Consider the following 23,615-nt stretch of genomic DNA (forward strand, 5'->3'; position numbering starts at 1 on the left):
GGCCTTTTTCATGGGCCGAGATACTGGACAGTAGCCTGAAGTGCCTCTAAAAGGACGCGCATGACCGAAATCTGGCAACTTTCCGCGTCCCGTATTGCCAACCTGATCGCCCAGCGCAAGCTGTCGGCCACGGAGGCCGCGCAGGCCTCTCTGGCACGCCTCCTGGAAGTCAATCCACGCCTCAATGCCGTGGTGGACCACCGGCCGGAGGAGGTTCTCGCGCGTGCGGGCGCCATCGATGCTGCGCTCGCGCGAGGCGAGAACCCGGGCCCGCTGGCCGGTGTGCCCCTCACGGTCAAGATCAACATCGACCAGGCGGGCTTCGCGACCACCAATGGCGTGAGCCTGCAGAAGGACCTGATCGCCGCCGCCAACAGCCCCGTCGTCGACAACCTTCTGAAGGCCGGGGCGGTCATCGTGGGCCGAACCAACACCCCGGCGTTCAGCTACCGCTGGTTCACGAACAACCGGCTGCACGGTCGAACAATGAATCCGCGTGACCCAGGGCTCACGCCGGGCGGCTCTTCGGGCGGCGCCGCGGCTGCGGTCGCGGCAGGCATCGGCCACATTGCGCATGGGACCGACATCGCCGGCTCGATCCGCTATCCCGCCTACGCTTGTGGCGTGCATGGCCTTCGACCCACGCTCGGGCGCGTGGCTGCCTACAACGCCTCCAGCCCCGAACGCGCGATCGGGCCGCAGCTGACCGCCGTGTCGGGACCGATCGCGCGCACCGTGCATGACGTGCGGCTGGCGCTCGCCGCCATGGCGGCATCGGATCCGCGTGATCCGTGGTGGTCGCCCGCGCCGCTTGCAGGCCCGGCGCTGCCACGCATCGCCGCCGTGTGCACGCGGCCCGACGGCCTGGACACACAACCCGAGGTCATTGCGGCACTGCTCGACGCCGCAGACCGGTTGCGGGACGCCGGCTGGATCGTGGATGAAATCGACGCACTGCCACCCATCAAGGAGGCGTGCGCAGTCCAGATCGCCTTGTGGATGGGTGATGGCTACGAGGCGATGGTCGCCGCCGCCGAACGCGAGCGCGACCCGGGCGCCATCGCCGCGCTGGCTGGGCAGGCACACATCGCCGCCGGCATGACGGTGGAGAAGCTTTCCGGCGCGCTGATTCGCCGCGCCACCATCGCGCGGCGCTGGCACCAGTTCATGGAGCGTTATCCGGTGGTGTTGATGCCGGTCAGCGCGGAGCCGCCGTTTCCGGTCGACCTCGATCTCCAGGGCCCCGAGGCCTACGCACGCGTCTGGGCCGCGCAGATGACAATGATCGGACTGCCGCTCACGGGCCTCCCATCCTTCGTTTTCTCAACCGGCATCTCGGAGCGCGGCCCGGTCGGTGTTCAGATCGTGGCAGGGCGCTTTCGCGAGGACCTCTGCCTGTCTGCCGGCGAAGCGATCGAGGCGAGGGGCACTCCGCCCATGCCGGCTGCTTGAGCTTCTCGGAGCGTTTTCACGCGCGGCGATGCGTAGGAGCGCGCCGATACCGCGGAGCGAGCAAAGGACGTACCCTGCTCATTCAGGCTAAGGCGGAGTGACAGCTTCGGCTAGACGTTCGCTCACTACCCCCAGGAGTTCAGACCATGCTTTCCGATGACCTGAAGACAATCGAAACCGCTCGGGCCGCTATCGAAGAGGTCCTTGCCGATCGCGTACTGGGCAGGAACCCTGTGCCCTACTTTGCGCCCACCGATCTTGCCGGCCTGCCACCGACCATGCAGGAGGCGGAGTCGCGCATCCGTGATGACACGACGGCGTTCAACCGAACCCGCGCATCGATCTATATGTGCCTCGCGGCGGCACACGCGGCCCTTCAGGTGACGCTTTCGCTCATGGACGAAACCTCGAGCGTGTCCCATCGAGACGGGGCGCGAAAATTGATGGAACTGGCCGACGATGCCGAGGAGGCAAGCCAGGCGGCGCATCACGCGAGCATGCTCCTGATGGGCCGGGAGATGCCGTTCTCCGATGAATCGATCGAGATCAGGCGCGGATGAAACCAGGCACGCGCTGTGACGTCTGCGCATTCAATTCCGAACGCTGAGCGTATCCCGCGATCATGGGTGGCGCAGGAGTACTGCGTCCGCCAGTTCACCAACGACGACTGGACCTTCCACTTCTTCTTGCGGTCGCACGCCGATGGCGCGGCATTCGATGGCGCCGCGAAGATCTATCGACGAGCCGCGCTGTATCAGCAGCTGATATTGGCCCATCCGAGCGCGGAGCGCGAGGAGGCCTTGCAGTCGTTGATGCAAGCCTGCCAGAACTGGGTGAGCGCCTGGAGGCGGCGCCTCCAGGCCGCCGAGACAGTGCCGGCGGAACTTCGCTGATCGCCAACGTCCCATGCGCCCGAACGAATCCAGTCCTCGCGATCTCTCGTATTGATGGCAGCCGTCGCCGATTCAACGGCCGGCCACTCAACCAGGAGCCATACCATGCAGAGCCATCTTCATCGCGCCGTGACCCATTCGATTGCCGCCTTCCTTGGTCTCGCCGCATTCGGCGCCCAGGCCTTCCAGGGTGAGCAGAACCCTCTGCCGCCACAGCCGTTCCATTCCGCCATGTCCCGCGCCGCTGTTCAGGCGCAGGCCCGGCAGCCGGTCCAGATCAGCAATGGCGGCACGGGCGTTGCGGCGGAGCGCGGCATTGCGGATCGCACGACCGTGCGCGCCGGTGCCCGGTCCATAGCGCCCCGTGGCGCTGCCACATACGGCGAAATGTAGGAAATGTAGGATGCGAACTCGCAGGCTGCTGGCGGCGCTGAGCGCTCGCGATGCTACCCTTGCGCTCGGATTCAGGCGCAGGGCGCTTCTGCCGCAGCTTGCTTCGGCGTGGCGAAATCACCGATGGAAAGAAGAACCGGGCGGGTCGGCGCAGCGTGGTGACGCTCGAGGGCCTTGGCTTCGATCAGCACGAAGTGCCTCTGGCAGGCTTCGATCAGGCTTGATTCATCGCCGCTTGCGCCGAAGCGCTGGCACAGGGCATCGTCGGAAACGCGTGCAATGATGCGAGGTCCATCGAAGCCCCCGGGATAGATGGCGAACCTCACGCTCGCGGTGTAGGGGCAGCGGGTTGCTTCGCAGGTCATGGTCGTCTCCTTTGCTTCTTTCGTACTAATTTCACGCCTCGACTCCGGGGCATTGACGCGGCACACTTCGCCGCCTGAAGACGGAAGCCGCCTACAAGGAGTGCACCCATGAACGACCCTTTCGACCTCCGGCGCTTCGTCAGGGCGCAGGATGCAGTCATCGACGACGTCTTCCAGGAACTGCGCGCAGGAGTCAAGCGCAGCCACTGGATGTGGTTCGTCTTTCCGCAGATTGCGGGGCTCGGTCGAAGCGCAATGGCACAGCGCTATGCCATTTCATCGCTGGAAGAGGCGCGCGCGTATCTGGCGCACCCGGTGCTCGGCCAGCGGCTGCGGGAGTGCTGCGAGCTCGTACGGGCCGTCGAGGGACATCCGATCGGGGAGATCTTCGGTGCGCCGGACGATCTGAAGTTCTGGTCCTCGATGACCTTGTTCGCCGCGGCCGACCCTTCGGAAGCAGTGTTCCGCGCATGCCTGCAGAAGTATTTCGCAGGCCGCGCCGATCCCGGGACCTTGTCCCGGATCACCTAGTGCAGCTTGCCGCTCAGATAGGGCTCGGGGTCGACGGGCACGCCCTGCTTGCGAATCTCGAAATGAAGCTTCACGCGATCGGCGTCGCTGTTGCCCATCTCTGCGATCTTCTGACCTTGCCTCACGACGTCCTTCTCCTTCACCAGGATCTGTTGCGCGTGTGCGTACGCAGTAAGGAACGTTTCGTTGTGCTTCACGATCACCATATTGCCGTAGCCCCGCAGCTCGCCGCCGACATAAACCACCCGGCCGTCCGCTGCCGCGAGCACCGGGTCTCCCATGTTGCCCGCGATGTCGATGCCCTTGTTTCCTGCGCCGTTGAAGCGAGACAGCGTGACGCCGCTCGCGGGACGGATGAACATGGCCGGCGGCTGGGGCGCCGGTTGCGGCGGGGCCGGCGGCGGGGCGACACTGACGGGCGGGCCGGACGGTGGAAACGGATAGAAGGTGCCGGAGGGGCGCTGCGGCGTCGTGCAAGCCATCAGGGCGATGGCAGTGATTGCGACGGCACCGGGGCGCAGAAGAAAGGTCGGAACTTTGAAGGTCTGGACTTGCATGGGCTTCTTGGAACCGCAATGGTGCGAAAGGTTTCCATGGGAATCATGGGCAAGCCCCATTTTTAGCATGGCGCGTGGTGCCGAGGTGCAGGTGGCTTGTGCAACAGGGGTTGCCGGGCCAGCACGGCTGCGCGCGGCCCGGCGTCCATCACGCGGCCAGCCTCCAGCAACACCACGGTGTCGAAGCGGTCGAGCAGGCTCAAGCGATGAATCGATGCGATCACGCACGCATCAGGAAATGCCGCCGCGATGCGCTCCAGCACGCGGCCTTCCGTCGCGGCGTCGAGCGCGCTGGTCGGCTCGTCGAGCAGGAGCATTGAACTGCCTTTCGCGGCGAGCACACCGCGCGCAAGGCACAGCCGCTGCCGCTGTCCGCCCGACAGGTTGAACCCGCGCTCGGACAGAAGTGTGTCGAGTGTGCCGTGCGTGGCCTCCAGCACTTCGTCGAAGGTGCTCGCGTGCAGCGCGGCCCGAAGTTCGACGTCGTCGCAGGGCCGGCCGAAGCTCAGGTTCTCGCGCACGCTGGCTTCGAAGACCTCCGTCTCCTGCGGAATCAGCGTGGCGATCGTCCGCAAGCGCGGCCAATCCCCGGTCCGGCCATCGATCGAGAGCGCGCCGGCCTCCGGCGCGTACAGTCCGGCCAGCACGCGCAGCAGGGTGCTCTTGCCGCCACCGCTGGGCCCCACCAGGGCAATGCGCTGGCCGCGTCGCAGCGTGAGCGACACGTCGTGCAGGCCGCTTCGCGCGGTTTCGGCCGTGGGCTGCGCGCCGCGCGGGTCGTAGCGCCATGCGAGGCCATGAAGCTCCAGGGTCATCCAGCCCGCATCGCGATCGATGCTCTCCTCGGCGAGATCCCGCGCGCGCGCAGGTGCCTGCAAGATCGGCGCCGCACTGCTGTAGTCGGTGTGCATGCGCGAGAAGAACTGGAAGTTGGCGGCCATCGACGACACCACGCTCGCCGCCTGCTGCGCATATTGATAGATCATGAACACCGCGCCCAGCATCACGGCCTGGCCCGGCGTGCGCGACTGCCAGACATAGATCACGACCAGCCCCCAGGTGAGCGCGAGCCCCATCAGGTCGACGGCGAACCACTTGCCTTCGTTGAGCACCACCGTGCGCCTGAGGGGCGCGGAGATCGCCTCCATCCGCTGCCGCAGCAGCTGTCGCGAAGCGCTCGACAGACGCAGGCCGATCACTGTCGATGCGTTGCCCAGGAAATCCAGCAGCGCCGCGACGTAGCGCCGGTCGGCATCGTTCTCGGCGCGCGCGAGCCGCATCAGCGCGCGGTCGAAGCGAATGATGACGACCGCAATCACAACGTAGCCGCAGATGGCCATCGCGCCGCTCGTGCGCGACAGCAGCGTCAGCGCCACCAGCGGACCGATGAAGTTGACGATGTTGGTGAGGTAGATGAACTGGTTCTGCGCGAAATCCGACAACGCCCGGCTCGCCTGGTGCACGCGGTGCTGCAACTCGCCGGAGTGGTGCCCGTCATGCCAGACCAGCGGCGCCGCGGCGATGCGGGCATACAGCGTGTCGGCCAGCTTCTCGCGCACCCGCAAGCCGACATTGCGCTCGAGGATGCGTCCGGGCCCGTGCACGATCCACGACAAGGTGTAGACGCCGGCGAGCATCGCGATCCATCGTCCCGCCCGCGCGAAGTTGCCGGCCTGCAGCGCATCGATGGCCTGCGCCGCCAGCCATGGCATGGTCAGCCGCAGCAGTTGAGATGAGGTCAGCAGGACGGTCGCGCCTAGCAGCTGCCGGCGCGCGCCCCCGGCGTAGCGCCAGAGCGCGGCATAGAGCTCGCCCATGGGATGGGCCGATGGCGAGGAGGGCGCTGCGGCACTCACCGGCCGGCCCTCGCTATTTCTGCGGGATCGGTGTCGCGCGATCGATGGCGACCGCGGTGACGCTGTTCTTCGGCGAGCCGTCGATCAGCAGGTCGGAATAGGTCAGGTAGACCAGCGTGTTGCGCTTGGCATCAACCATGCGCACCACGCGCAGCCGCTTGAAGAGAATCGACAGCCGCTCGCTGTAGACCTCCTCGCGCCTGGGCAAGGGCTGCGTCACGCTCACCGGCCCGACCTGGCGGCAGGCGATAGAGGCTTCGGACTTGTCCTCCGCCAACCCGAACGCGCCCGAGATCCCGCCGGTCTTGGCGCGCGACACATAGCAAGTCACGCCGTTGACCTTGGGATCGTCGTAGGCCTCGACCACGATCTTGTGGTCCGGGCCGATCAGTTTGAAGGCGGTGTCGACATCGCCAATGGTCTCGGCCCCGGCGGCCGCACCCAGCGTCGCGCAAGCCACTACTGCCAGCAGATGCTTCATATGATGTCCAGTGTGTGGACGCGATCGAAGCTGCCGCGCCGCCTGTCGTCGAAGAAGCGCTGCAGGGCCTCGCGCACCGTGCGAAAGGCGATCTCTTCCCAGGGGATCTCGTCCTCGGTGAAGAGCCTGGCCTCGATGGTTTCGTGGCCCGGGGCAAACTTGTCGCTCAACAGGCGCGCGCGATAGAAGAGATGCACCTGGCCCACGCGCACCACGCTGATCACGGCGAACAGGTCCTCCATCTGGAATTCGGCGCCGGCTTCCTCGTCGGTCTCCCGTGCCGCACCCTGCGCGGTCGTCTCGTTGAGCTCCATGAAGCCCGCAGGCAGCGTCCACTTGCCCCAGCGGGGCTCGATGTTGCGCTTGCACAGCAGCACGCGATCGCCCAGCACGGGGATGGTGCCGACCACGTTCAGCGGGTTCTCGTAGTGGATCGTGTTGCAGGCCGGGCAGACGGCGCGCTCCTTCGTATCACCATCGTCGGGGAGGCGATAGACGACGGCGGTGCCGCAGTTCTTGCAGTGCTTGATCGGAACGCGCAGGATCATCGGGAGATGGAGATCAGACCGCCCATCGGTCCACTTCGGGCGGGCACCGAATCAACGAACGGATGAGCGTGGGCGCACATGGCTCAGACGATCTTGACCTTGAGCGTCGGCAGGCCGGTGATCTCTCCGACCAGCGTGTCGCCGGCCACCACCGCGGCCACGCCTTCAGGGGTGCCGGTGAAGATCAGGTCGCCGGGCTGCAGCTCCCACGCCGCCGACAGGTGCTCGATGGTTTCCGCGATGTTCCAGATCAGCTTGCTCACATTGCTGCGCTGGCGATCCTTGCCGCCGACCTGCACCGAGATCTCCGCCTTCTCGACGTCGCCGGCCTGCGCCACCGGCACGATCGGGCCGATCGGCGCGCTCTGCTCGAAGCTCTTGCCGATGTCCCAGGGGCGGCCCTGCTTCTTCATGTCGTTCTGCAGGTCGCGTCGCGTCATGTCGAGGCCGACCGCATAGCCGAAGACGTGCTTGTGCGCGTCCGCGGCGGAGATGTTCTTGCCGCCGATGCCGATGGCCGCGACCAGTTCGATCTCGTGGTGCAGGTTCTGGGTCAGGCTCGGGTAGGCCATGGTTCCGGTTTCGCCCGCGGCAACCACCACCACGGCGTCGGCCGGCTTCATGAAGAAGAAGGGCGGCTCGCGTCCGGTGAAGCCCATTTCCTTCGCGTGCTCCTCGTAGTTCCGGCCCACGCAATAGATGCGATGGACCGGGAAAGCGGCGGATTGGCCCACCACGGGGATCGACACGACGGGGTGTGGGGTGAAAACGTACTCGGAAGCCATCGCAAATTGTCCTGTTGAGCAAAAACGGCAGTGTGCCAGAGGGCGGGCCCGGATGCTGGAGGATTGGCGGTGTCAGGCGCCCCCGCTATGCTTGGCGGCATCATGAAGCTGCATAACTATTTCCGATCCTCGTCCTCCTTCCGCGTGCGCATCGCGCTCAGCCTGAAAGGCCTCGACTACGAGTACATCCCCGTGCACATCGCTCGCGGGGAACACAGAACCGGCCCCTTTTCGGCGATTTCGCCCGACATGCTGGTGCCCCTGCTCGAGGACGAGGGCGAGCGCTTCACGCAATCGCTGGCCATCATCGAGTACCTCGACGAGATCTACCCCGAGCCGGCCCTGATGCCGCACGATCCCGTGGGCCGCGCGCACGTGCGCGCGCTGGCGCAGTCGATCGCCTGCGAGATCCACCCGCTCAACAACCTGCGCGTGCTCAAGTACCTGGTGCGCGAGCTCAAGCTCGACGACGACGCCAAGAATGCCTGGTATCGCCACTGGGTGCGCGAGGGGCTGCTGTCCTTCGAGCGCCAGCTGGCCCAGCATCCCGCCAGCCTCTACTGCTATGGCGGCACGCCGACCCTGGCAGACTGCTGCCTCGTGCCTCAGATCTTCAATGCCCAGCGCTTCGATTGCGATTTCGCCGGGTTGCCGCGCACCATGGCCGCATTCGAGGCCTGCATGCAGCTCGATGCCTTCCAGAGCGCGCAGCCTTCGCGCTGCCCCGACGCCGAAGCATGAATGCGGACTGGCTGCTGCCGGAATGGCCGGCGCCACCCGGCGTGCGGGCCGTCTGCACGACGCGCGCCGGCGGCGTGTCCATCGGCAACTACCGGGGGCTGAACCTCGGGGATCACGTCGGCGACGTCGCTGCCGATGTCGAGATCAACCGGGCGCGTCTGCGGCAAGCCATCGGCGCGCGGCCCGTGTTTCTTCAGCAGGTGCACGGCACGCACATGCTGGTGCTCGACAGCTCGACGCCGGACGGTGCCGCCGCGGATGCCTGCAGCACGGCGCACAGCAGCATCGCCTGCACGATCATGGTGGCCGACTGCCTGCCGGTGTTGTTCACCGACGTATCGGGTCGGCGCGTGGCCGCGGCCCACGCGGGCTGGCGCGGACTGGCCGCAGGCGTGCTCGAGCGTGCGCTCGAGGATTTCGAATCCGAAGGCGGCGCGTCGCAGGTCATGGCCTGGCTGGGCCCGTGCATCGGCCCGGATGCCTTCGAGGTCGGCGACGATGTGAGAGCGGCCTTCGAGGCGCACGCACCCGAGGCAAGCCAGTGCTTCAAGCCGGCGGCCCAGCCCGGCAAGTGGTTCGCCGACCTTTCCGGCCTGGCCCGTCAGCGCCTGATGGCAGCCGGGTTGACCCGTCTGTACGGCAACGACGGCGGCGAGGCCTGGTGCACGGTGCACAACACGTTACGTTTTTTCTCGCACCGACGCGACCGTGTCAGCGGCCGTTTCGCCGCGAGCATCTGGCGCAGCTGAGGGCTCCACGGCAGCCTGTGTCGCCGCGGCGCGTTCGGCCGCCTCGCGTTCCTTGAGGGCCCGGCGCCGCGCCGGCGTGGCCATCAGGTAAACCACCAGTGCCACCGGCGCCAAGCCGTAGAGTAGAAAGGTGAAGATCGCGCCCAGTACGGTGCCGTTGGTGTTGGTGGCCTCTGCGACCGCCATCATCAGCGCAACATACAGCCAGGCGATAACGACGAGGTGCATAGATGAAGTTTTCAGGAAGGTTCGGATGGGCTCGCTGGCCGGGCCTTTGCGAATGCAGCATACTCAAAACCCGTAAGGACAAGGCGAGGGACCCCGAGACACCATGACCCAACAACAAGCCACGACGGCCGACACCTTCGCGCCGTTCCAGCAGGCGCTCACGCAGGGCTGGCAGAAGGCCCTGGAGTCCTTCCAGGCGCTGGGCAGCGCCAATGCGCCGGGCACCGCGGCCAGCATGCCCGGCCTGACCCGCTTCTCCTTGTCCCCGGAGAAGCTCCAGGACCTGCAGAAGCAGTACGTCAGCGAGGCCACGGAACTCTGGAAGAAGGGGGCGTCGGTGACGGCCTCCGACAGGCGCTTTGCCGGCGAGGCATGGGGCAGCAATCCGGTGTCGTCCTTCTCGGCGGCGATCTACCTGCTCAACGCGCGCACGCTGATGGGCATGGCCGACGCGGTGGAAGCCGACGCCAAGACCCGTTCGCGCCTTCGCTTCGCCGTCGAGCAATGGATGGCGGCATCCGCGCCCAGCAACTATCTGGCCTTCAACGCCGAAGCCCAGAAGAAGGCGCTCGAGACAAAGGGCGAAAGCATCGCCAAGGGCATCCGGAACCTGTTGCACGACGTGCAGCAGGGGCATCTGAGCATGACCGACGAAAGCGCCTTCGAGGTCGGACGCAATGTCGGCATGACCGAAGGCGCCGTGGTTTTCGAGAACGAACTCTTCCAGCTGCTCGAATACAAGCCGCTCACGGCCAAGGTCTACGAGCGCCCGCTGCTGCTGGTGCCGCCTTGCATCAACAAGTTCTACATCCTCGACCTGCAGCCCGAGAACTCGCTGATCCGCTACGCAGTGGAGCAGGGCCACCGCACCTTCGTCGTGAGCTGGCGCAACCCTGACGCGTCGATGGCGAACCACACCTGGGACCAGTACATCGAGGATGCGGCCATCAAGGCGATCAAGGTCACGCAGGAGATCACCGGCCAGGACAAGAAGGGCGGGCAGATCAATACGCTCGGCTTCTGCGTCGGCGGCACTATCCTGAGCACGGCCCTGGCAGTGCTCGCGGCGCGCGGCGACAAGCCGGCCGCCTCGGTGACGCTGCTGACCACCCTGCTGGATTTCAGCGACACCGGTGTGCTCGACATCTTCATCGACGAGGCATTCGTGCAGTTCCGGGAAATGCAGATGGCCAAGGGCGGCCTGCTGAAGGGCGGCGAGCTGGCGTCCACCTTCAGCTTTCTGCGGCCCAACGACCTGGTCTGGAACTACGTCGTCGGCAACTACTTGAAGGGGGAGACGCCGCCTCCCTTCGACCTGCTCTACTGGAACAGCGACGCGACCAACCTGCCGGGCCCCATGTACTGCTGGTACCTGCGCAACACCTACCACGAGAACAAGCTCGCCAAGCCCGGTGCGCTGACGGTTGCCGGCGAGAAGATCGACCTGCGCAGCATCGATGCGCCCGTGTACATCTACGGCTCGCGCGAAGACCACATCGTGCCCATCGGCGGTGCCTATGCATCGACACAGGTTCTTTCCGGCAAGAAGCGCTTCGTCATGGGGGCCTCGGGGCACATCGCGGGCGTCATCAACCCGCCGGCCAAGAAGAAGCGCAGCCACTGGATCCGCGACGACGGCAAACTGCCCAAGACGCAGGACGAGTGGCTTGCCGGCGCCACCGAGCATCCCGGCAGCTGGTGGACCGACTGGTCCAGCTGGCTCAAGACCCACGCGGGCAAGCAGATCCCTGCCCCCAAGACCTACGGCAAGGGCGTCGCCTACAAGGCGAGCGAGCCCGCGCCGGGGCGCTACGTCAAGGCGCGAGCCTGATTTTTTCCAACCTTCCCGCACCGTCTTTATTTATCCACGCATCGGAGATCACATCATGGAAGACATCGTCATCGTTTCAGCCGCGCGCACCGCGGTGGGCAAGTTCGGCGGTTCGCTGGCCAACATCGCGGCCACTGAACTCGGCGCCATCGTGATCAAGGAAGTGCTCGCGCGCGCCAAGCTCGGCAACGACCAGATCGGCGAGGTCATCATGGGCCAGGTCCTGACGGCCGGCAGCGGGCAGAATCCCGCGCGCCAGGCGCTCATGAAGAGCGGCATCACCAAGGAAACCCCGGCGCTCACCATCAATGCGGTCTGCGGATCGGGCCTGAAGGCCGTCATGCTGGCCGCGCAGGCCGTGGCCACCGGCGACAGCGAGATCGTGATCGCCGGCGGGCAGGAAAGCATGAGCCTGGCGCCGCATGCGCTGCCCAACTCGCGCAACGGCCAGCGCATGGGCGACTGGAAGCTCATCGACACCATGATCGTCGATGGCCTGTGGGACGTCTACAACCAGTACCACATGGGCATGACGGCCGAGAACGTCGCCAAGAAATACGACATCAGCCGCGCCGCGCAGGACGAGCTCGCGCTCGGCAGCCAGACCAAGGCCGCCGCCGCACAGGATGCCGGCAAGTTCAAGGACGAGATCGTCGCCGTGAACATCCCGCAGAAAAAGGGCGATCCGGTCGTCTTCGACAAGGACGAGTTCATCAACCGCAAGTCGAATGCCGAGGCGCTCGCCGGCCTGCGGCCCGCCTTCGACAAGGCCGGCGGCGTGACGGCAGGCAACGCATCGGGCCTCAACGACGGCGCCGCCGCCGTGATGGTGATGACCGCCAAGAAGGCCGCCGCGCTGGGCCTGAAGCCGCTCGGCCGCATCGCCAGCTATGCGAGCACGGGCATCGACCCCGCCTACATGGGCATGGGCCCCGTGCCGGCCTCGACGAAGGCGCTGCAGCGCGCGGGCTGGAAGCCGCAGGACCTGGACTTGCTGGAGATCAATGAAGCCTTCGCGGCGCAGGCCTGCGCGGTCAACCGCGAGATGGGCTGGGACGTGAACAAGGTCAACGTGAACGGCGGCGCCATCGCCATCGGCCACCCGATCGGCGCGTCCGGCTGCCGCATCCTGGTGACGCTGCTGCACGAAATGCAGCGCCAGAACGCGAAGAAGGGCATTGCCTCCTTGTGCATCGGCGGCGGCATGGGCGTGGCGCTCACCATCGAGCGCTGAGAGACGAGCCTGGCGCTGCCCCCCAGGGCGACCGGCGCAATGTGCCCGCGTCCGGGCTGGTGCGGAGTCCGGCGGGCCTCTCCGACGAAGATGCCGCCGCTGCCAGCGACATGTGCTGGCGCGCGGCCGCCGCAGCGCACACCCTGCGGGGTAGGGGTGTGCATCGCACCCATGAACACAGGAGACGGAGCCGCGATGAGCACGGTCATGACACCCGAGGCACTGGCGGCGCTGCAAGCGTGGCAGGGCGACACCGCGAAGCGTACCTCGACCATCGCCTCGGTCTCGCACAAGGCCGGCCGGACCGGCGAGCTCGTGTTCGTGCTCGTGCGCCACGAGATCGGCAATGCACGAGGCCTCGCCCTGACCGAGGAGCACGACATCGTCTATCGCGCGGCGCCCGCGCCTGACGATGCCGCCGCGCCGCCGCCGACCCCGTCGCCCAGGGACGCCGCCTTCAGCCGCGAGATCACGCCCGATGAGGTTTCGAGTTCCGCGCCGTGCGCCCGACCTTCGACATCGCACCGTTGCGCGTGAGCGGCCAGGCCGAAGCCGATGGCAAGACCTTTCGCCTGTGGGCGGAGGATGCCGACGGCTGGCTCACCATGTAGCCCACGGCCACCCTGGCCTGATTCTCATGAAGACACAGATCCCGACCCCCGATGCGCATCAGGAGATGCGTGAAGCTCTGCGCGCCCTGTGCGGCAGTTTCGATTCCGCGTACTGGCAGAAGATCGACCAGGCGCGCGGCTACCCTGAAGCCTTCGTCGATGCGCTGACCCGGGCCGGATGGCTCGCGGCCCTGATCCCCGTCGACCATGGCGGCTCCGGCCTGGGCCTGGCCGAAGCCTCGGTCATCATGGAGGAGATCAATTTCTCGGGCGGCAACGCGGGCGCCTGCCACGGCCAGATGTACAACATGGGCACGCTGCTGCGCCATGGCAGCGAGGCACAGAAGCGCCACTACCTGCCGCGCATCGCGACCGGCGATTTGCGCCTGCAATCCATGGCCGTGACCGAGCCCGGCGCGGGCACCGACACCACGCAACTCAATACCACGGCCGTGAAGCAGGGCGACCGTTATGTCGTCAACGGCCAGAAGGTATGGATCTCGCGCATCCAGCATTCGGACCTGATGATCCTGCTCGCCCGCACCACACCGCTGGCCGAGGTGAAGCGCAAGGCGGACGGCATGTCGGTCTTCATCGTCGACCTGAAGCAGGCCATCGGCCACGGCATGACGGTGCGGCCCATCCTCAACATGGTCAATCACGAGACCAACGAGGTCTTCTTCGACAATCTCGAGATCCCGGCGGAGAACCTGATCGGCGAGGAGGGCCAGGGCTTCCGCTACATCCTCGACGGCCTGAATGCCGAGCGCACGCTGATCGCGGCCGAGTGCATCGGCGATGCGTGGTGGTTCATCGATCGCGCGCGGCGCTATGCGAGCGAGCGCCAGGTGTTCGGCCGTGCCATCGGCCAGAACCAGGGCATCCAGTTTCCCATCGCCGACAACTACATCGAAGCCGTTGCCGCCAACCTGATGCGCTTCCAGGCCTGCGCGCTGTTTGACGCCGGCCAGCCTTGCGGCGCCGAGGCGAACATGGCGAAGTACCTCGCTGCGAAGGCCTCGTGGGAAGCGGCCGACACCTGCCTGCAGACGCACGGGGGCTTTGGCTTCGCCTGCGAATACGACGTCGAACGCAAGTTCCGCGAGACGCGGCTCTACCAGGTGGCGCCGGTTTCCACCAATCTCATCTATTCCTACGTCGCCGAGCACCTGCTGGGGCTGCCGCGTTCCTTCTGATTCATGGATGACCGCATGACACGACCTCGCGATGGCATCACCGCGGTGTCGCTGGCGCACGCGATTGCGGCGCCGTTCTGTACCCGCCAATTCGCCGATCTCGCGCGCGCCTGCGGCCAGCGCGGCCGCCTGCTTCAGGTCGAGCGCGAGGCTTTCCTTCGACCGGCGGAGCCATCTGAGCATGAACACAACCGATGCGCCCTGGCTTGCGGGATTCCCGGGCGCGCGACTTGCGAGGTCGTTACGCTTCGAGAGCGATGAAGCCGCTCGCGGCCTTCCGGCCACGTCACCGGAACCGGTTTCCCGGCAACGAGTGCGTGCAAAGAGGGCGCGGTGGCCCGACTGTGACACCCGGTTGCAAACCGGGCTCAGTGTTTTCCTCACCGAGGGTTGGGTGGAAACTTCGCTACAGTGATCAACGCCTGATAAGGGCTCGTACACATTCCAAGGAACACTCATGAGCAAAAAAGTCGCATACGTCACCGGGGGCATGGGGGGCATCGGAACAGCCATTTGCCAACGCCTGCATCGGGACGGTTTCACTGTCATCGCCGGCTGCGGTCCCACGAGGGATTTCGGCAAGTGGCTGGCGGAACAAAAAGCCGAGGGCTTCGAGTTCCATGCGTCGGTCGGCAACGTCGGTGACTGGCAGTCGACCGTCGAAGCCTTCAGCAAGGCCAAGGCCGAGCACGGCAGCATCGACGTGCTGGTCAACAACGCCGGCATCACGCGGGATCGCATGTTCCTCAAGATGACACCCGAGGACTGGAGTTCGGTGATCGAGACCAACCTCAACAGCATGTTCAACGTCACCAAGCAGGTGGTGGGCGACATGGTCGAAAAGGGCTGGGGCCGCATCATCAACATCAGCTCGGTCAATGGCGCCAAGGGCCAGGCCGGCCAGACGAACTACTCGGCAGCGAAGGCCGGCATGCACGGCTTCACGATGGCGCTGGCGCAGGAGCTCGCCGCCAAGGGCGTGACGGTCAACACCGTGAGCCCGGGCTACATCGGAACCGACATGGTCAAGGCGATCCGTCAGGAGGTGCTGGACAAGATCATCGCCACCATCCCCGTGAAGCGCCTGGGCGAGCCGAGCGAGATCGCCTCGATCATCGCGTGGCTCGCGACCGATGAAGGCGGCTATTCCACCGGTGCCGACTTCTCGGTCAACGGTGGATTGCACATGCATTGATGGCTTGAAGAGAGGCCTTGGCGAGCGCACTCTCCGAAAGACCCGCCGCGGCGGGTCTTTTTCGTTGGTGCCGCGCAAGCGGTCGTGTCCATGGAAGCTCCATCCCCCTCGGCGCCGGCGGCGCCACCGACCGCCTGCGAGGTCCATACCGTCCGCTTCCAGTTGAACGGCTCGCCGTTCGCGGCGCGGCTCGAAGCTTGGACGACGCTTCTGGACCTGCTGCGTGAGCACTGCGGCCTCACGGGCACCAAGAAGGGTTGTGATCACGGCCAGTGCGGTGCGTGCACGGTGCTGGTGGACGGCCGCCGCATCAACGCCTGCCTGTCGCTGGCGGTGATGCAGGAAGGCGCCGTCGTCCAGACCATCGAAGGCCTGGCGCATGGCGACGTCCTGCATCCGCTGCAGCGCGCCTTCATCGACCATGATGCCTTTCAATGCGGCTACTGCACGCCCGGGCAGATCTGCTCCGCCCTCGGACTGCTGCGCGAAGGTCACGCGCACAGCGAGGACGATGTGCGCGAACAGATGAGTGGCAATCTCTGCCGCTGCGGGGCCTATCCCAACATCGTGAGTGCCGTGGTCGAAGCACTGGGCCATCAGCAGTCCGGGCGTTGGAAGGGCGCGCGGTGACGCCTTTCGAATACCGCCGCGCCATCGATGCCGCCGATGCCCTGCAGGCCCTGGCCGGCGCGGCCGGCGCACGGTTCATTGCGGGCGGGACGAATCTCCTCGATCTCATGAAGCAGGGCGTCGCGCGTCCTTCACGGCTGGTCGACATCACGCAATTGCCGCTGCGGGATGTGCGCGCCACGGACAGCGGCGGTCTCAGCGTGGGCGCGCTGGTGCGCAATGCCGACCTCGCATGGCATCCGGAAGTGCAGCGCCGCTACCCGCTCCTCGCACAGGCCCTGCTGGCCGGCGCCTCGCCCCAGCTTCGCAACATGGCGACCACCGGCGGCAACCTGATGCAGCGCACGCGCTGCTACTACTTCCACGACGTCGCCACACCGTGCAACAAGCGCGAGCCCGGCAGCGGTTGCCCTGCTGTCGGGGGTGTCAACCGCATTCACGCGATCCTGGGCGCGAGCGAGCATTGCGTGGCGGTGCATCCGTCGGACATGTGCGTCGCGCTGGCGGCGCTGGAGGCCACGGTGCAGGTGCAGGGGCCGTCAGGCGAGCGCCGCATTCCCATCGCCCAATTCCACCGTCTCCCGGGCAGCGAGCCGGATCGGGACAACACGCTGGCCGAGGACGAGCTGATCACGGCGGTCGAACTGCCGCCCGATTCCTTCGCCTCGCATGCCTTCTATCTCAAGGTGCGCGACAGGCGCTCCTACGCCTTCGCGCTGGTATCCGCGGCCTGCGCCCTCGACATGTCGCACGGGGTGATCCGCTCGGCGCGCATCGCGCTGGGGGGTGTCGCCCACAAGCCCTGGCGCAAGCCCGAGGTGGAGGCATTGTTCGTGGGCCAGGCGCCTCACGACGCCCTGTTCGAGGCCGCCGCCGCCGCGCTGCTGGAGGGGGCGCGGCCGCTGGCGCACAACGGCTTCAAGATCGAGCTGGCCCGCCGCACCGTCGTGCGCGGGCTGCGGCAGGCCGCGGGCATGGAGGACGGCGAATGACGGCGCCAGCCGTGACGATCCCGGCGCCTTTCGGTGCACCCGTCGCGCGGGTCGACGGCATCGCCAAGGTGACCGGCGCGGCGCTCTACGCGGCGGAACATCCGGCCGAGGGGCTGCTCTACGGCGTGGCGGTTTCGAGCCCCATCGCGCGGGGACACATCCGCTCCATCGACACGAAGGCAGCGCGTGCCGTGCCCGGAGTGGTCGAGATCCTGACGCACCAGAACCGGCCACCCATGGCGCGCTTCGACCTGTTCCACAAGGACACCGACGCGCCCAGCGGCTCGCCCTTCAGGCCCCTGTTCGACGCGACGATCCATTCCGACTCACAGCCGGTCGCGCTGGTGATCGCGGTCAGTTTCGAGGCCGCCCGGCACGCGGCGCGCCTGGTGGTGGTGGATTGCGAGGAGGGCCCGGCGCCACCGCGCAGCGACATGCGATCGCTGGAGGGCGAGGCCCGCAAGCCGAGCCGGCTCAAGTTCGGCTACCAGGTGCCGCCCAAGCCGCGAGGCGATCCCGAGGGCGCCTACGCCGAGGCGCCGGTCAGGATCGAGGCGAGCTACCACTCCCCGGCCGAATTTCACAACCCGATGGAAACGAACGCCACGACGGCGGTCTGGGTGGGCGAAGGGCAATTGACGATCTACGACAAGACCCAGGGCGCGCAGAACAGCCGCGCCTATGTGGCCCGCGCGCTCAAGCTGCGCAAGCGCGACGTGCGCGTGCTGTGCCCCTACGTCGGCGGCGCCTTCGGGCTRGGCCTGCGGCCCGGCTACCAGTTGGTGCTCGCCGCGATGGCCGCGCTGGCGCTCCGGCGTCCCGTGCGCGTCGTCCTCACGCGGCAGCAGATGTTCAGCTTCGGCCATCGCCCCGAGACACGGCAGACCTTGAGGCTGGCTTGCGACACCGAAGGCCATTTGCAGTCCGTGACGCACCTGGCGGTCTCCGAGACCTCGCGCCATGAGGACTACGTCGAGAACATCGTGAGCTGGTCGGGGCAGCTCTACAGGACACCCCATCTTCGGCTCGACCACCGTGTGGTCGAGCTGGATCGCTTCACGCCGACCGACATGCGCGCGCCGGGCGCGGCCCAGGGGGTCTATGCGCTCGAAAGCGCGATGGACGAACTGGCGTTCGCCGTCGGCCTGGACCCGCTCGCGCTGCGCCTTCGCAACTACGCGGACACCGAGCCCGGCAGTGGCAAGCCTTTTTCGAGCAAGGCGCTGCGCGAGTGCTATGCCCTGGGGGCCGAGCGCTTCGGTTGGTCGCGGCGCAGCCCGCAGCCACGTTCGATGCGGCTCGGCCACACCTTGATCGGCTGGGGAATGGCGACCGGCGTGTGGGATGCGATGCAGATCCACGCCGGCGCGCGGGCCGTGCTGCGCATCGACGGTACCCTGGAAGTCAGCAGCGCGACCACCGACATCGGGACCGGCACCTACACCGTCATGTCGCAGATCGCCGCGGCCACGCTGGGCGTGCCACTGGAGATGGTGAGCTTCAGGCTGGGCGACTCGAGCCTGCCGATGGCGCCCGTCGAAGGCGGCTCATTCACGGTCGCCACGGTCGGGACGGCGGTGCACGCGGCCTGCCTGAAGGTCGCCGCCAAGCTGCTGCTCATGGCGCGCGCGCAGGGCGACACGCCGCTGGGCCGAGCCCGGCCGGCGGATGTGTCGTTTGCGGGCGGCATGATCCACTTGCGCGCCGACCCGGCGCGCGCGATCAGCATGCGGGAACTCATGCAGCGCGCGGGCGCCCCGCAGATCGATGCCAAGAGCCTGACGCTGCCCAGGCTGATGATGCAGCGCAAGCACGCGCGTGCCACGCATTCCGCGGTGTTCGCGGAGGTCCGCGTGGACGAGAGCCTCGGCACCGTGCATGTGACGCGGGTGGTCAGCGCGATCGCGGCCGGGCGCATTGTCAATCCGAAGACCGCCGCCAGCCAGATCCAGGGCGGCGTGGTGTGGGGCATCGGCATGGCGCTGCACGAGGAGGGCCTCTTCGACCATCGACTGGGACGCCTGATGAACCACAGCCTTGCCGAGTATCACCTGCCCGCCAACGCGGACATCGGGGAGATCGAGGTGATCTTCGTCGACGAGCACGACGCGGTCGTCAATCCGCTCGGCGTCAAGGGCGTGGGGGAGATCGGCCTGGTCGGCGTCGCCGCCGCGGTCGGCAACGCGGTCTTCCACGCCACGGGCCGCCGCGTGCGCAGCCTGCCGATCACGCTCGACAAGGTGCTGGGTCTGAATTCGAGCTGAGCGGCCCATACGGAGATACAGTGGCGCCCGGGCGCCCCTTTTCCTCCAATTCATACCGGGCGCCGTTCAGGAGACTTCATGAGTACTACCGCGTCCATTGCGTCTGTTTCGCCAGTCGGCAAACCCCCCATCTACAAGTCCCTCTATGTGCAGGTGATCACGGCCGTGATCATCGGCGTGCTGCTGGGGCATTTCTATCCTTCCGTCGGCGAAACGATGAAGCCCCTGGGCGACGCCTTCATCAAGCTGATCAAGATGATGATCGCGCCCATCATCTTCTGCACGGTGGTGGTTGGCATCGCCGGCATGGAAGACATGAAGAAGGTCGGCAAGACCGGCGGCCTGGCGCTGCTGTACTTCGAAGTGGTGAGTTCGATCGCGCTGGTGGTCGGGCTGGTGCTGGTCAACCTGTTCAAGCCCGGCGCCGGCATGAACATCGACCCTGCGACGCTCGACACCAAGGCGCTCACGGCCTACACCGGCCCGGGCAAGATGCAGGGCACGGTCGATTTCCTCATCAATATCATTCCCAACACGATCGTCGACGCCTTCGCCAAGGGCGAGATCCTGCAGGTGCTGCTGATCGCGATCCTGTTCGGCTTCGCGCTGCATCGCTTCGGTGGCCGCGGCACCCTGGTGTTCGACGTGATCGAGAAGGGCTCCCACGTGCTCTTCACCATCGTCGGCTACATCATGAAGCTGGCGCCCATCGGCGCCTTCGGCGCCATGGCCTTCACCATCGGCAAGTACGGCATCGCCTCGCTCTTCTCCCTGGGCAAGCTGATGGGCGTGTTCTATCTGACCTGCCTGATCTTCATCTTCGTGGTCCTGGGGCTGATCGCGCGCTTTCACGGCTTCAGCATCTGGAAGTTCATCAAGTACATCAAGGAAGAGCTCCTGATCGTCCTTGGCACCTCGTCCTCCGAATCCGTGCTGCCGCGCATGATGGAAAAGATGGAGAACCTCGGCGCCAATAAGACCACCGTCGGGCTCGTGATTCCGACCGGCTATTCCTTCAACCTCGACGGCACCTCCATCTACCTGACGATGGCGGCCGTCTTCATCGCGCAGGCCACGAACACGCCGATGTCTCTCACGCAGGAGCTCACGCTGCTGGCGGTGCTGCTGCTGACCTCGAAGGGCGCCGCGGGCGTGACGGGCAGCGGCTTCATCGTGCTGGCGGCCACGCTGTCGGCGGTGGGACATGTGCCGGTCGCGGGCCTGGCGCTGATCCTCGGCATCGACCGCTTCATGTCCGAAGCGCGGGCGCTGACCAACCTGATCGGCAACGGCGTCGCCACCATCGTGGTCGCCAAGTGGACCAACGAACTGGATGCAGTCCGGCTGCAGGCCGGGCTGAACAACGAGAGCTGGGTCGAGGCGGAGGCTCCCGAGGAGCTGATCAACGCCCGCACGGAGAAGATAGCCGGGTAGCCGCCGATACCCCCTCGTCCCGAGGGGCCGCGGGCTTGGTCTTGCAGAATGCAGGACGATGCCCCACGGCGTTTCACTCATCAACACCATCGCGGCCGGTCTCGGCCTTGCGCTGGTGCTCGGCTTCCTCGCGGCGCGGCTGCGCCTGCCGGCGCTGGTGGGCTACCTGCTGGCCGGGGTGATCATCGGGCCCTTCACGCCAGGCTTCGTGGCCGATGCCGGCATCGCGGCCCAGCTCGCCGAGATCGGCGTGATGCTGCTGATGTTCGGCGTCGGGCTGCATTTTTCACTCGACGATCTGCTGGCGGTGCGAAAGATCGCGCTGCCTGGCGCGATCGTGCAGATCGTGGTCGCCACGGTGCTCGGCGGCGCGCTCGCCACGGGGTGGGGCTGGAATCCCGGCCAGGCGCTGGTGTTCGGGCTGGCGCTGTCGGTGGCGAGCACGGTGGTCTTGCTGCGCGCGCTGGAGAGCCTGGGCATCCTCGATTCGTTCACCGGCCGTATCGCGATCGGCTGGCTGGTGGTGGAGGACCTGGCGATGGTGCTGGTCCTGGTGCTGCTGCCGCCGCTGGCGGGTGTGATCGGCGGCACGGCGGCATCGGCCGATGCGCCGCCGGTCTGGCAGACGCTGGGCCTCACGCTGCTCCAGGTGGGTGGCTTCGTTGCCTTGATGCTGGTGGTGGGGCGCCGCCTCTTCCCCTGGATCCTGTGGCAGGTCACGCGAACCGGCTCGCGCGAGCTGTTCACGCTCTGCGTCGTCGCCGCGGCGGTGAGCATCGCATTCGCTTCCGCGGCGCTGTTCGGCGTGTCCTTCGCGCTGGGCGCCTTCTTCGCCGGCATGGTGATGCGCGAGTCCGAGTTCAGCCACCGCGCGGCGCAGGAGTCGCTGCCGCTGCGGGATGCCTTCGCGGTCCTTTTTTTCGTCTCGGTCGGCATGCTGTTCGATCCGGCCGTGCTGGTCGAGCGACCCTTGCAGGTGCTGGGTGTGGTGCTGGTGATCGTGGTCGGCAAGTCGCTCGCGGCCTGCGTCCTGGTGCTGCTGTTTCGCTACCCGCTGGGCACGGCCCTCACGGTCTGCGCGAGCCTGGCGCAGATCGGCGAGTTCTCCTTCATCCTGGCCGCCCTGGGCGCATCGCTGGGACTGCTGCCTCCGGAGGGCCAGAGCCTGTTGCTGGCCGGCGCCCTGATTTCCATCGCCACCAATCCGCTGTGGTTCAGCCTGATCGCGCCGCTGCAGAAGTGGCTGCATGCGCATTCCTCCTTCGCGCGCGGGCTCGAAGCGCGCGAAGACCCTCTGGCGGAGCTGCCGATGGACACGGCGGCGCGCTATCTTTCACGCCAGGTGGTGCTGGTGGGCTACGGGCGGGTGGGCCGGCGCATCGCGGCGGAACTGACGGCCCGCGACATTCCTTTCGTGGTGGCGGAGCAGAACCGCGAACTGGTGGAGAAGCTCCGCGCCGAAGGCGTGGCCGCCGTCTGGGGTGATGCCGCCGAGGCGGCCGTGCTGGTCCAGGCGCACATCGCGCGGGCGCGCGTGCTGGTGGTCGCCACGGCCGACGCGATCAACGTGCGGCAGATGATCCAGACGGCGCGGACGCTGAACCCGGGCATCGATACGGTGCTTCGCAGCCACAACGAGGACGAGGCCCAGCTGCTGGCTCAGGAAGGCTCGGTCACCGTGTGTCTCGGCGAGCATGAACTCGCGCAAGCCATGTCGCGTGCCGTCCTCAAGCACACCGCGGCTGCCTGAGAAGGGGCGGGCCCGCGGACCTCAGAGGTCTTCGATCACCAGCGTCCGGTAGCGCTGCGCGATCGAGTAGTCCACCTTGCGCACCTCGCGCATCAGGCGTTCGGCCGCTTCCTCGTTACGGGTCTTCACGAGCAGGGCGGTGTGGCCGTCGCGCGCGAGCTTGATATAGGCGCGCACGGTGGCGCCTTCGGTCCCGGCCGAAGGCATCGGAAGGTCCGCCTCTCGCACCGTGGGCGCGATTTCCGACAACATGGTGTCGGGAGGAATGAGGTAGATCTCGTCACCTGTGAAGCCGCAGGTCTCGATCAGATGGTGCCCCACGCGGCTGGCATCCTCCGCGCTGGGAAACATCACCACCGAATGCCCGGTCGGATAGAACACGCCGCCGATCAGGGCACACATATGTCCATCGAGCGTGAAATGCTTCATGGCTCCTCCTTGTGGTGCGGGATTGAGAGTGCATTCAGCTTAGGCCGACCCGTTCCGCCCGGCTGTAGGAAAAGCATGGATTGTGCGAAATGAGCACTTTTCCTCTATTGGGCGCGTTCCCGACCCCGAATTCCATCTGGGCAAGTTACATCCGGGTTGAATCGTGAAATTGTGACTAGGCGTAATACTTAGGGTTGCATACGATCGATTTCATGCACTCGATGACTCCTGGCTAACCCCATGTCGCAACTGCGAAATATCGCGCTGACTGTTCACGAACTCGAAGAGGGCGAGTTCTATTGGGTATTGCTGGAAGCCACCGATTACGCGATGGAGGAGGCCCTTCCCTATCTGCCTCTGGAGGCCTCTGCCGATCCGTATGCCACTTACGCCAATGCCTTGGTCGCGGGCGTGGCGGCGATCCGAAAGATGTTTGGCAAAGATGGACCGCGCACCTGAAGCGTGCGCCA

At 66.5% G+C, this 23,615-nt stretch carries 25 protein-coding genes and 1 pseudogene; 18 read left to right on the forward strand and 8 right to left on the reverse strand.

The genetic code is table 11. The annotated features are described in order from the left end of the window. Positions 1–60: 60 nt before the first annotated feature. The 4 genes from AC1DNF_RS00935 (at position 61) to AC1DNF_RS00950 (ending at position 2,738) form a co-directional block, all read left to right on the forward strand. On the forward strand, positions 61–1,452 hold the full coding sequence (locus tag AC1DNF_RS00935; RefSeq protein ID WP_478146640.1) for an amidase family protein: 1,392 nt from the start codon (positions 61–63) through the stop codon (positions 1,450–1,452). Between the two features lie 146 nt (positions 1,453–1,598). Further along, positions 1,599–2,012, forward strand: coding sequence for a hypothetical protein (locus AC1DNF_RS00940; protein ID WP_478146641.1), 414 nt, complete (start codon positions 1,599–1,601; stop codon positions 2,010–2,012). Positions 2,013–2,078: 66 nt separating this feature from the next. Then, complete coding sequence (locus AC1DNF_RS00945) at positions 2,079–2,345, forward strand: hypothetical protein (protein ID WP_478146642.1); 267 nt, start codon at positions 2,079–2,081, stop codon at positions 2,343–2,345. Between the two features lie 105 nt (positions 2,346–2,450). Beyond that, positions 2,451–2,738 carry a DUF4148 domain-containing protein gene (locus tag AC1DNF_RS00950; protein WP_478146643.1) on the forward strand — a complete coding sequence of 96 codons (288 nt, stop codon included), beginning with the start codon at positions 2,451–2,453 and terminating at the stop codon, positions 2,736–2,738. 71 nt (positions 2,739–2,809) lie between these two features. Here AC1DNF_RS00950 and AC1DNF_RS00955 read toward each other — a convergent pair whose 3' ends face one another. Then, complete coding sequence (locus AC1DNF_RS00955; protein WP_478146644.1) at positions 2,810–3,103, reverse strand: hypothetical protein; 294 nt, start codon at positions 3,101–3,103, stop codon at positions 2,810–2,812. A 108-nt stretch (positions 3,104–3,211) separates the two neighbouring features. On the opposite strand from AC1DNF_RS00955, the gene AC1DNF_RS00960 reads away from it, so the two are divergent. Continuing rightward, positions 3,212–3,634 (forward strand): DUF1810 domain-containing protein, encoded by a 423-nt coding sequence (locus AC1DNF_RS00960; protein ID WP_478146645.1) that lies wholly within the window; start codon positions 3,212–3,214, stop codon positions 3,632–3,634. On the opposite strand, the gene AC1DNF_RS00965 is transcribed toward AC1DNF_RS00960, so the two are convergent. The 5 genes from AC1DNF_RS00965 to AC1DNF_RS00985 form a co-directional block, all read right to left on the reverse strand. Next, the gene (locus tag AC1DNF_RS00965; RefSeq protein WP_478146646.1) at positions 3,631–4,191 is read right to left on the reverse strand and encodes a murein hydrolase activator EnvC family protein; all 561 of its coding nucleotides are present in this window, start codon (positions 4,189–4,191) and stop codon (positions 3,631–3,633) included. The genes AC1DNF_RS00960 and AC1DNF_RS00965 overlap by 4 nt on opposite strands. Before the next feature lie 62 nt (positions 4,192–4,253). Continuing rightward, positions 4,254–6,047, reverse strand: coding sequence for an ABC transporter ATP-binding protein (locus AC1DNF_RS00970; protein WP_478146647.1), 1,794 nt, complete (start codon positions 6,045–6,047; stop codon positions 4,254–4,256). A 13-nt stretch (positions 6,048–6,060) separates the two neighbouring features. Continuing rightward, positions 6,061–6,528 carry a CreA family protein gene (locus tag AC1DNF_RS00975; RefSeq protein WP_478146648.1) on the reverse strand — a complete coding sequence of 156 codons (468 nt, stop codon included), beginning with the start codon at positions 6,526–6,528 and terminating at the stop codon, positions 6,061–6,063. Beyond that, complete coding sequence (locus AC1DNF_RS00980) at positions 6,525–7,076, reverse strand: NUDIX hydrolase (protein WP_478146649.1); 552 nt, start codon at positions 7,074–7,076, stop codon at positions 6,525–6,527. The genes AC1DNF_RS00975 and AC1DNF_RS00980 overlap by 4 nt, the downstream gene beginning before the upstream one ends. Before the next feature lie 83 nt (positions 7,077–7,159). Further along, positions 7,160–7,861: a fumarylacetoacetate hydrolase family protein gene (locus AC1DNF_RS00985; RefSeq protein WP_478146650.1), complete on the reverse strand. Its 702-nt coding sequence runs from the start codon at positions 7,859–7,861 to the stop codon at positions 7,160–7,162. Positions 7,862–7,963: 102 nt separating this feature from the next. Here AC1DNF_RS00985 and maiA point away from each other — a divergent pair, with 102 nt between their 5' ends. Next, complete coding sequence (maiA, locus tag AC1DNF_RS00990; RefSeq protein WP_478146651.1) at positions 7,964–8,602, forward strand: maleylacetoacetate isomerase; 639 nt, start codon at positions 7,964–7,966, stop codon at positions 8,600–8,602. Then, positions 8,599–9,351 carry a peptidoglycan editing factor PgeF gene (gene pgeF / locus AC1DNF_RS00995; RefSeq protein ID WP_478146652.1) on the forward strand — a complete coding sequence of 251 codons (753 nt, stop codon included), beginning with the start codon at positions 8,599–8,601 and terminating at the stop codon, positions 9,349–9,351. The genes maiA and pgeF overlap by 4 nt, the downstream gene beginning before the upstream one ends. Here pgeF and AC1DNF_RS01000 read toward each other — a convergent pair. Next, complete coding sequence (locus AC1DNF_RS01000; RefSeq protein WP_478146653.1) at positions 9,283–9,579, reverse strand: hypothetical protein; 297 nt, start codon at positions 9,577–9,579, stop codon at positions 9,283–9,285. The genes pgeF and AC1DNF_RS01000 overlap by 69 nt on opposite strands. Before the next feature lie 103 nt (positions 9,580–9,682). On the opposite strand from AC1DNF_RS01000, the gene phaC reads away from it, so the two are divergent. The 10 genes and pseudogenes from phaC (at position 9,683) to AC1DNF_RS01050 (ending at position 22,716) form a co-directional block, all read left to right on the forward strand. Beyond that, on the forward strand, positions 9,683–11,410 hold the full coding sequence (gene phaC / locus AC1DNF_RS01005) for a class I poly(R)-hydroxyalkanoic acid synthase (RefSeq protein ID WP_478146654.1): 1,728 nt from the start codon (positions 9,683–9,685) through the stop codon (positions 11,408–11,410). Between the two features lie 55 nt (positions 11,411–11,465). Further along, positions 11,466–12,644 carry an acetyl-CoA C-acetyltransferase gene (locus AC1DNF_RS01010; protein ID WP_478146655.1) on the forward strand — a complete coding sequence of 393 codons (1,179 nt, stop codon included), beginning with the start codon at positions 11,466–11,468 and terminating at the stop codon, positions 12,642–12,644. Positions 12,645–12,890: 246 nt separating this feature from the next. Continuing rightward, a pseudogene (locus AC1DNF_RS01015) lies at positions 12,891–13,255 on the forward strand (HTD2 family dehydratase); the annotation flags it as partial. A gap of 26 nt (positions 13,256–13,281) precedes the next feature. Continuing rightward, positions 13,282–14,451: an acyl-CoA dehydrogenase family protein gene (locus tag AC1DNF_RS01020; protein ID WP_478146656.1), complete on the forward strand. Its 1,170-nt coding sequence runs from the start codon at positions 13,282–13,284 to the stop codon at positions 14,449–14,451. 457 nt (positions 14,452–14,908) lie between these two features. Continuing rightward, positions 14,909–15,646, forward strand: coding sequence for an acetoacetyl-CoA reductase (gene phbB, locus AC1DNF_RS01025; protein WP_478146657.1), 738 nt, complete (start codon positions 14,909–14,911; stop codon positions 15,644–15,646). 90 nt (positions 15,647–15,736) lie between these two features. Then, positions 15,737–16,276, forward strand: a complete 540-nt coding sequence (locus AC1DNF_RS01030; protein WP_478146658.1) for a (2Fe-2S)-binding protein — start codon at positions 15,737–15,739, stop codon at positions 16,274–16,276. Further along, positions 16,273–17,268: an FAD binding domain-containing protein gene (locus AC1DNF_RS01035; protein WP_478146659.1), complete on the forward strand. Its 996-nt coding sequence runs from the start codon at positions 16,273–16,275 to the stop codon at positions 17,266–17,268. The genes AC1DNF_RS01030 and AC1DNF_RS01035 overlap by 4 nt, the downstream gene beginning before the upstream one ends. Then, the gene (locus AC1DNF_RS01040; protein ID WP_478146660.1) at positions 17,265–19,532 is read left to right on the forward strand and encodes a xanthine dehydrogenase family protein molybdopterin-binding subunit; all 2,268 of its coding nucleotides are present in this window, start codon (positions 17,265–17,267) and stop codon (positions 19,530–19,532) included. The genes AC1DNF_RS01035 and AC1DNF_RS01040 overlap by 4 nt, the downstream gene beginning before the upstream one ends. A 78-nt stretch (positions 19,533–19,610) precedes the next feature. Beyond that, positions 19,611–20,966 (forward strand): dicarboxylate/amino acid:cation symporter, encoded by a 1,356-nt coding sequence (locus tag AC1DNF_RS01045; protein ID WP_478146661.1) that lies wholly within the window; start codon positions 19,611–19,613, stop codon positions 20,964–20,966. 58 nt (positions 20,967–21,024) lie between these two features. Further along, the gene (locus AC1DNF_RS01050; RefSeq protein WP_478146662.1) at positions 21,025–22,716 is read left to right on the forward strand and encodes a cation:proton antiporter domain-containing protein; all 1,692 of its coding nucleotides are present in this window, start codon (positions 21,025–21,027) and stop codon (positions 22,714–22,716) included. Between the two features lie 21 nt (positions 22,717–22,737). Here the strand turns inward: AC1DNF_RS01050 and AC1DNF_RS01055 are convergent, their stop codons facing one another. Beyond that, positions 22,738–23,145: a hypothetical protein gene (locus tag AC1DNF_RS01055; RefSeq protein WP_478146663.1), complete on the reverse strand. Its 408-nt coding sequence runs from the start codon at positions 23,143–23,145 to the stop codon at positions 22,738–22,740. A gap of 240 nt (positions 23,146–23,385) precedes the next feature. On the opposite strand from AC1DNF_RS01055, the gene AC1DNF_RS01060 reads away from it, so the two are divergent. Then, the gene (locus AC1DNF_RS01060; protein ID WP_478146664.1) at positions 23,386–23,604 is read left to right on the forward strand and encodes a hypothetical protein; all 219 of its coding nucleotides are present in this window, start codon (positions 23,386–23,388) and stop codon (positions 23,602–23,604) included. The last annotated feature ends 11 nt before the right edge of the window (positions 23,605–23,615 follow it).

It is taken from the genome of Variovorax sp. 01T432 (assembly GCF_056398605.1).

What these genes read in the sequence shown, in the direction of transcription:
- AC1DNF_RS00935 (WP_478146640.1), top strand. Translation starts at nt 61, where the DNA reads ATGACCGAAATCTGGCAACTTTCCGCGTCCCGTATTGCCAACCTGATC.
- AC1DNF_RS00940 (WP_478146641.1), top strand. Translation starts at nt 1,599, where the DNA reads ATGCTTTCCGATGACCTGAAGACAATCGAAACCGCTCGGGCCGCTATC.
- AC1DNF_RS00950 (WP_478146643.1), top strand. Translation starts at nt 2,451, where the DNA reads ATGCAGAGCCATCTTCATCGCGCCGTGACCCATTCGATTGCCGCCTTC.
- AC1DNF_RS00955 (WP_478146644.1), bottom strand. Translation starts at nt 3,103, where the DNA reads ATGACCTGCGAAGCAACCCGCTGCCCCTACACCGCGAGCGTGAGGTTC.
- AC1DNF_RS00960 (WP_478146645.1), top strand. Translation starts at nt 3,212, where the DNA reads ATGAACGACCCTTTCGACCTCCGGCGCTTCGTCAGGGCGCAGGATGCA.
- AC1DNF_RS00965 (WP_478146646.1), bottom strand. Translation starts at nt 4,191, where the DNA reads ATGCAAGTCCAGACCTTCAAAGTTCCGACCTTTCTTCTGCGCCCCGGT.
- AC1DNF_RS00975 (WP_478146648.1), bottom strand. Translation starts at nt 6,528, where the DNA reads ATGAAGCATCTGCTGGCAGTAGTGGCTTGCGCGACGCTGGGTGCGGCC.
- AC1DNF_RS00980 (WP_478146649.1), bottom strand. Translation starts at nt 7,076, where the DNA reads ATGATCCTGCGCGTTCCGATCAAGCACTGCAAGAACTGCGGCACCGCC.
- AC1DNF_RS00985 (WP_478146650.1), bottom strand. Translation starts at nt 7,861, where the DNA reads ATGGCTTCCGAGTACGTTTTCACCCCACACCCCGTCGTGTCGATCCCC.
- maiA (WP_478146651.1), top strand. Translation starts at nt 7,964, where the DNA reads ATGAAGCTGCATAACTATTTCCGATCCTCGTCCTCCTTCCGCGTGCGC.
- pgeF (WP_478146652.1), top strand. Translation starts at nt 8,599, where the DNA reads ATGAATGCGGACTGGCTGCTGCCGGAATGGCCGGCGCCACCCGGCGTG.
- AC1DNF_RS01000 (WP_478146653.1), bottom strand. Translation starts at nt 9,579, where the DNA reads ATGCACCTCGTCGTTATCGCCTGGCTGTATGTTGCGCTGATGATGGCG.
- phaC (WP_478146654.1), top strand. Translation starts at nt 9,683, where the DNA reads ATGACCCAACAACAAGCCACGACGGCCGACACCTTCGCGCCGTTCCAG.
- AC1DNF_RS01010 (WP_478146655.1), top strand. Translation starts at nt 11,466, where the DNA reads ATGGAAGACATCGTCATCGTTTCAGCCGCGCGCACCGCGGTGGGCAAG.
- AC1DNF_RS01020 (WP_478146656.1), top strand. Translation starts at nt 13,282, where the DNA reads ATGAAGACACAGATCCCGACCCCCGATGCGCATCAGGAGATGCGTGAA.
- phbB (WP_478146657.1), top strand. Translation starts at nt 14,909, where the DNA reads ATGAGCAAAAAAGTCGCATACGTCACCGGGGGCATGGGGGGCATCGGA.
- AC1DNF_RS01030 (WP_478146658.1), top strand. Translation starts at nt 15,737, where the DNA reads ATGGAAGCTCCATCCCCCTCGGCGCCGGCGGCGCCACCGACCGCCTGC.
- AC1DNF_RS01045 (WP_478146661.1), top strand. Translation starts at nt 19,611, where the DNA reads ATGAGTACTACCGCGTCCATTGCGTCTGTTTCGCCAGTCGGCAAACCC.
- AC1DNF_RS01050 (WP_478146662.1), top strand. Translation starts at nt 21,025, where the DNA reads ATGCCCCACGGCGTTTCACTCATCAACACCATCGCGGCCGGTCTCGGC.
- AC1DNF_RS01055 (WP_478146663.1), bottom strand. Translation starts at nt 23,145, where the DNA reads ATGAAGCATTTCACGCTCGATGGACATATGTGTGCCCTGATCGGCGGC.
- AC1DNF_RS01060 (WP_478146664.1), top strand. Translation starts at nt 23,386, where the DNA reads ATGTCGCAACTGCGAAATATCGCGCTGACTGTTCACGAACTCGAAGAG.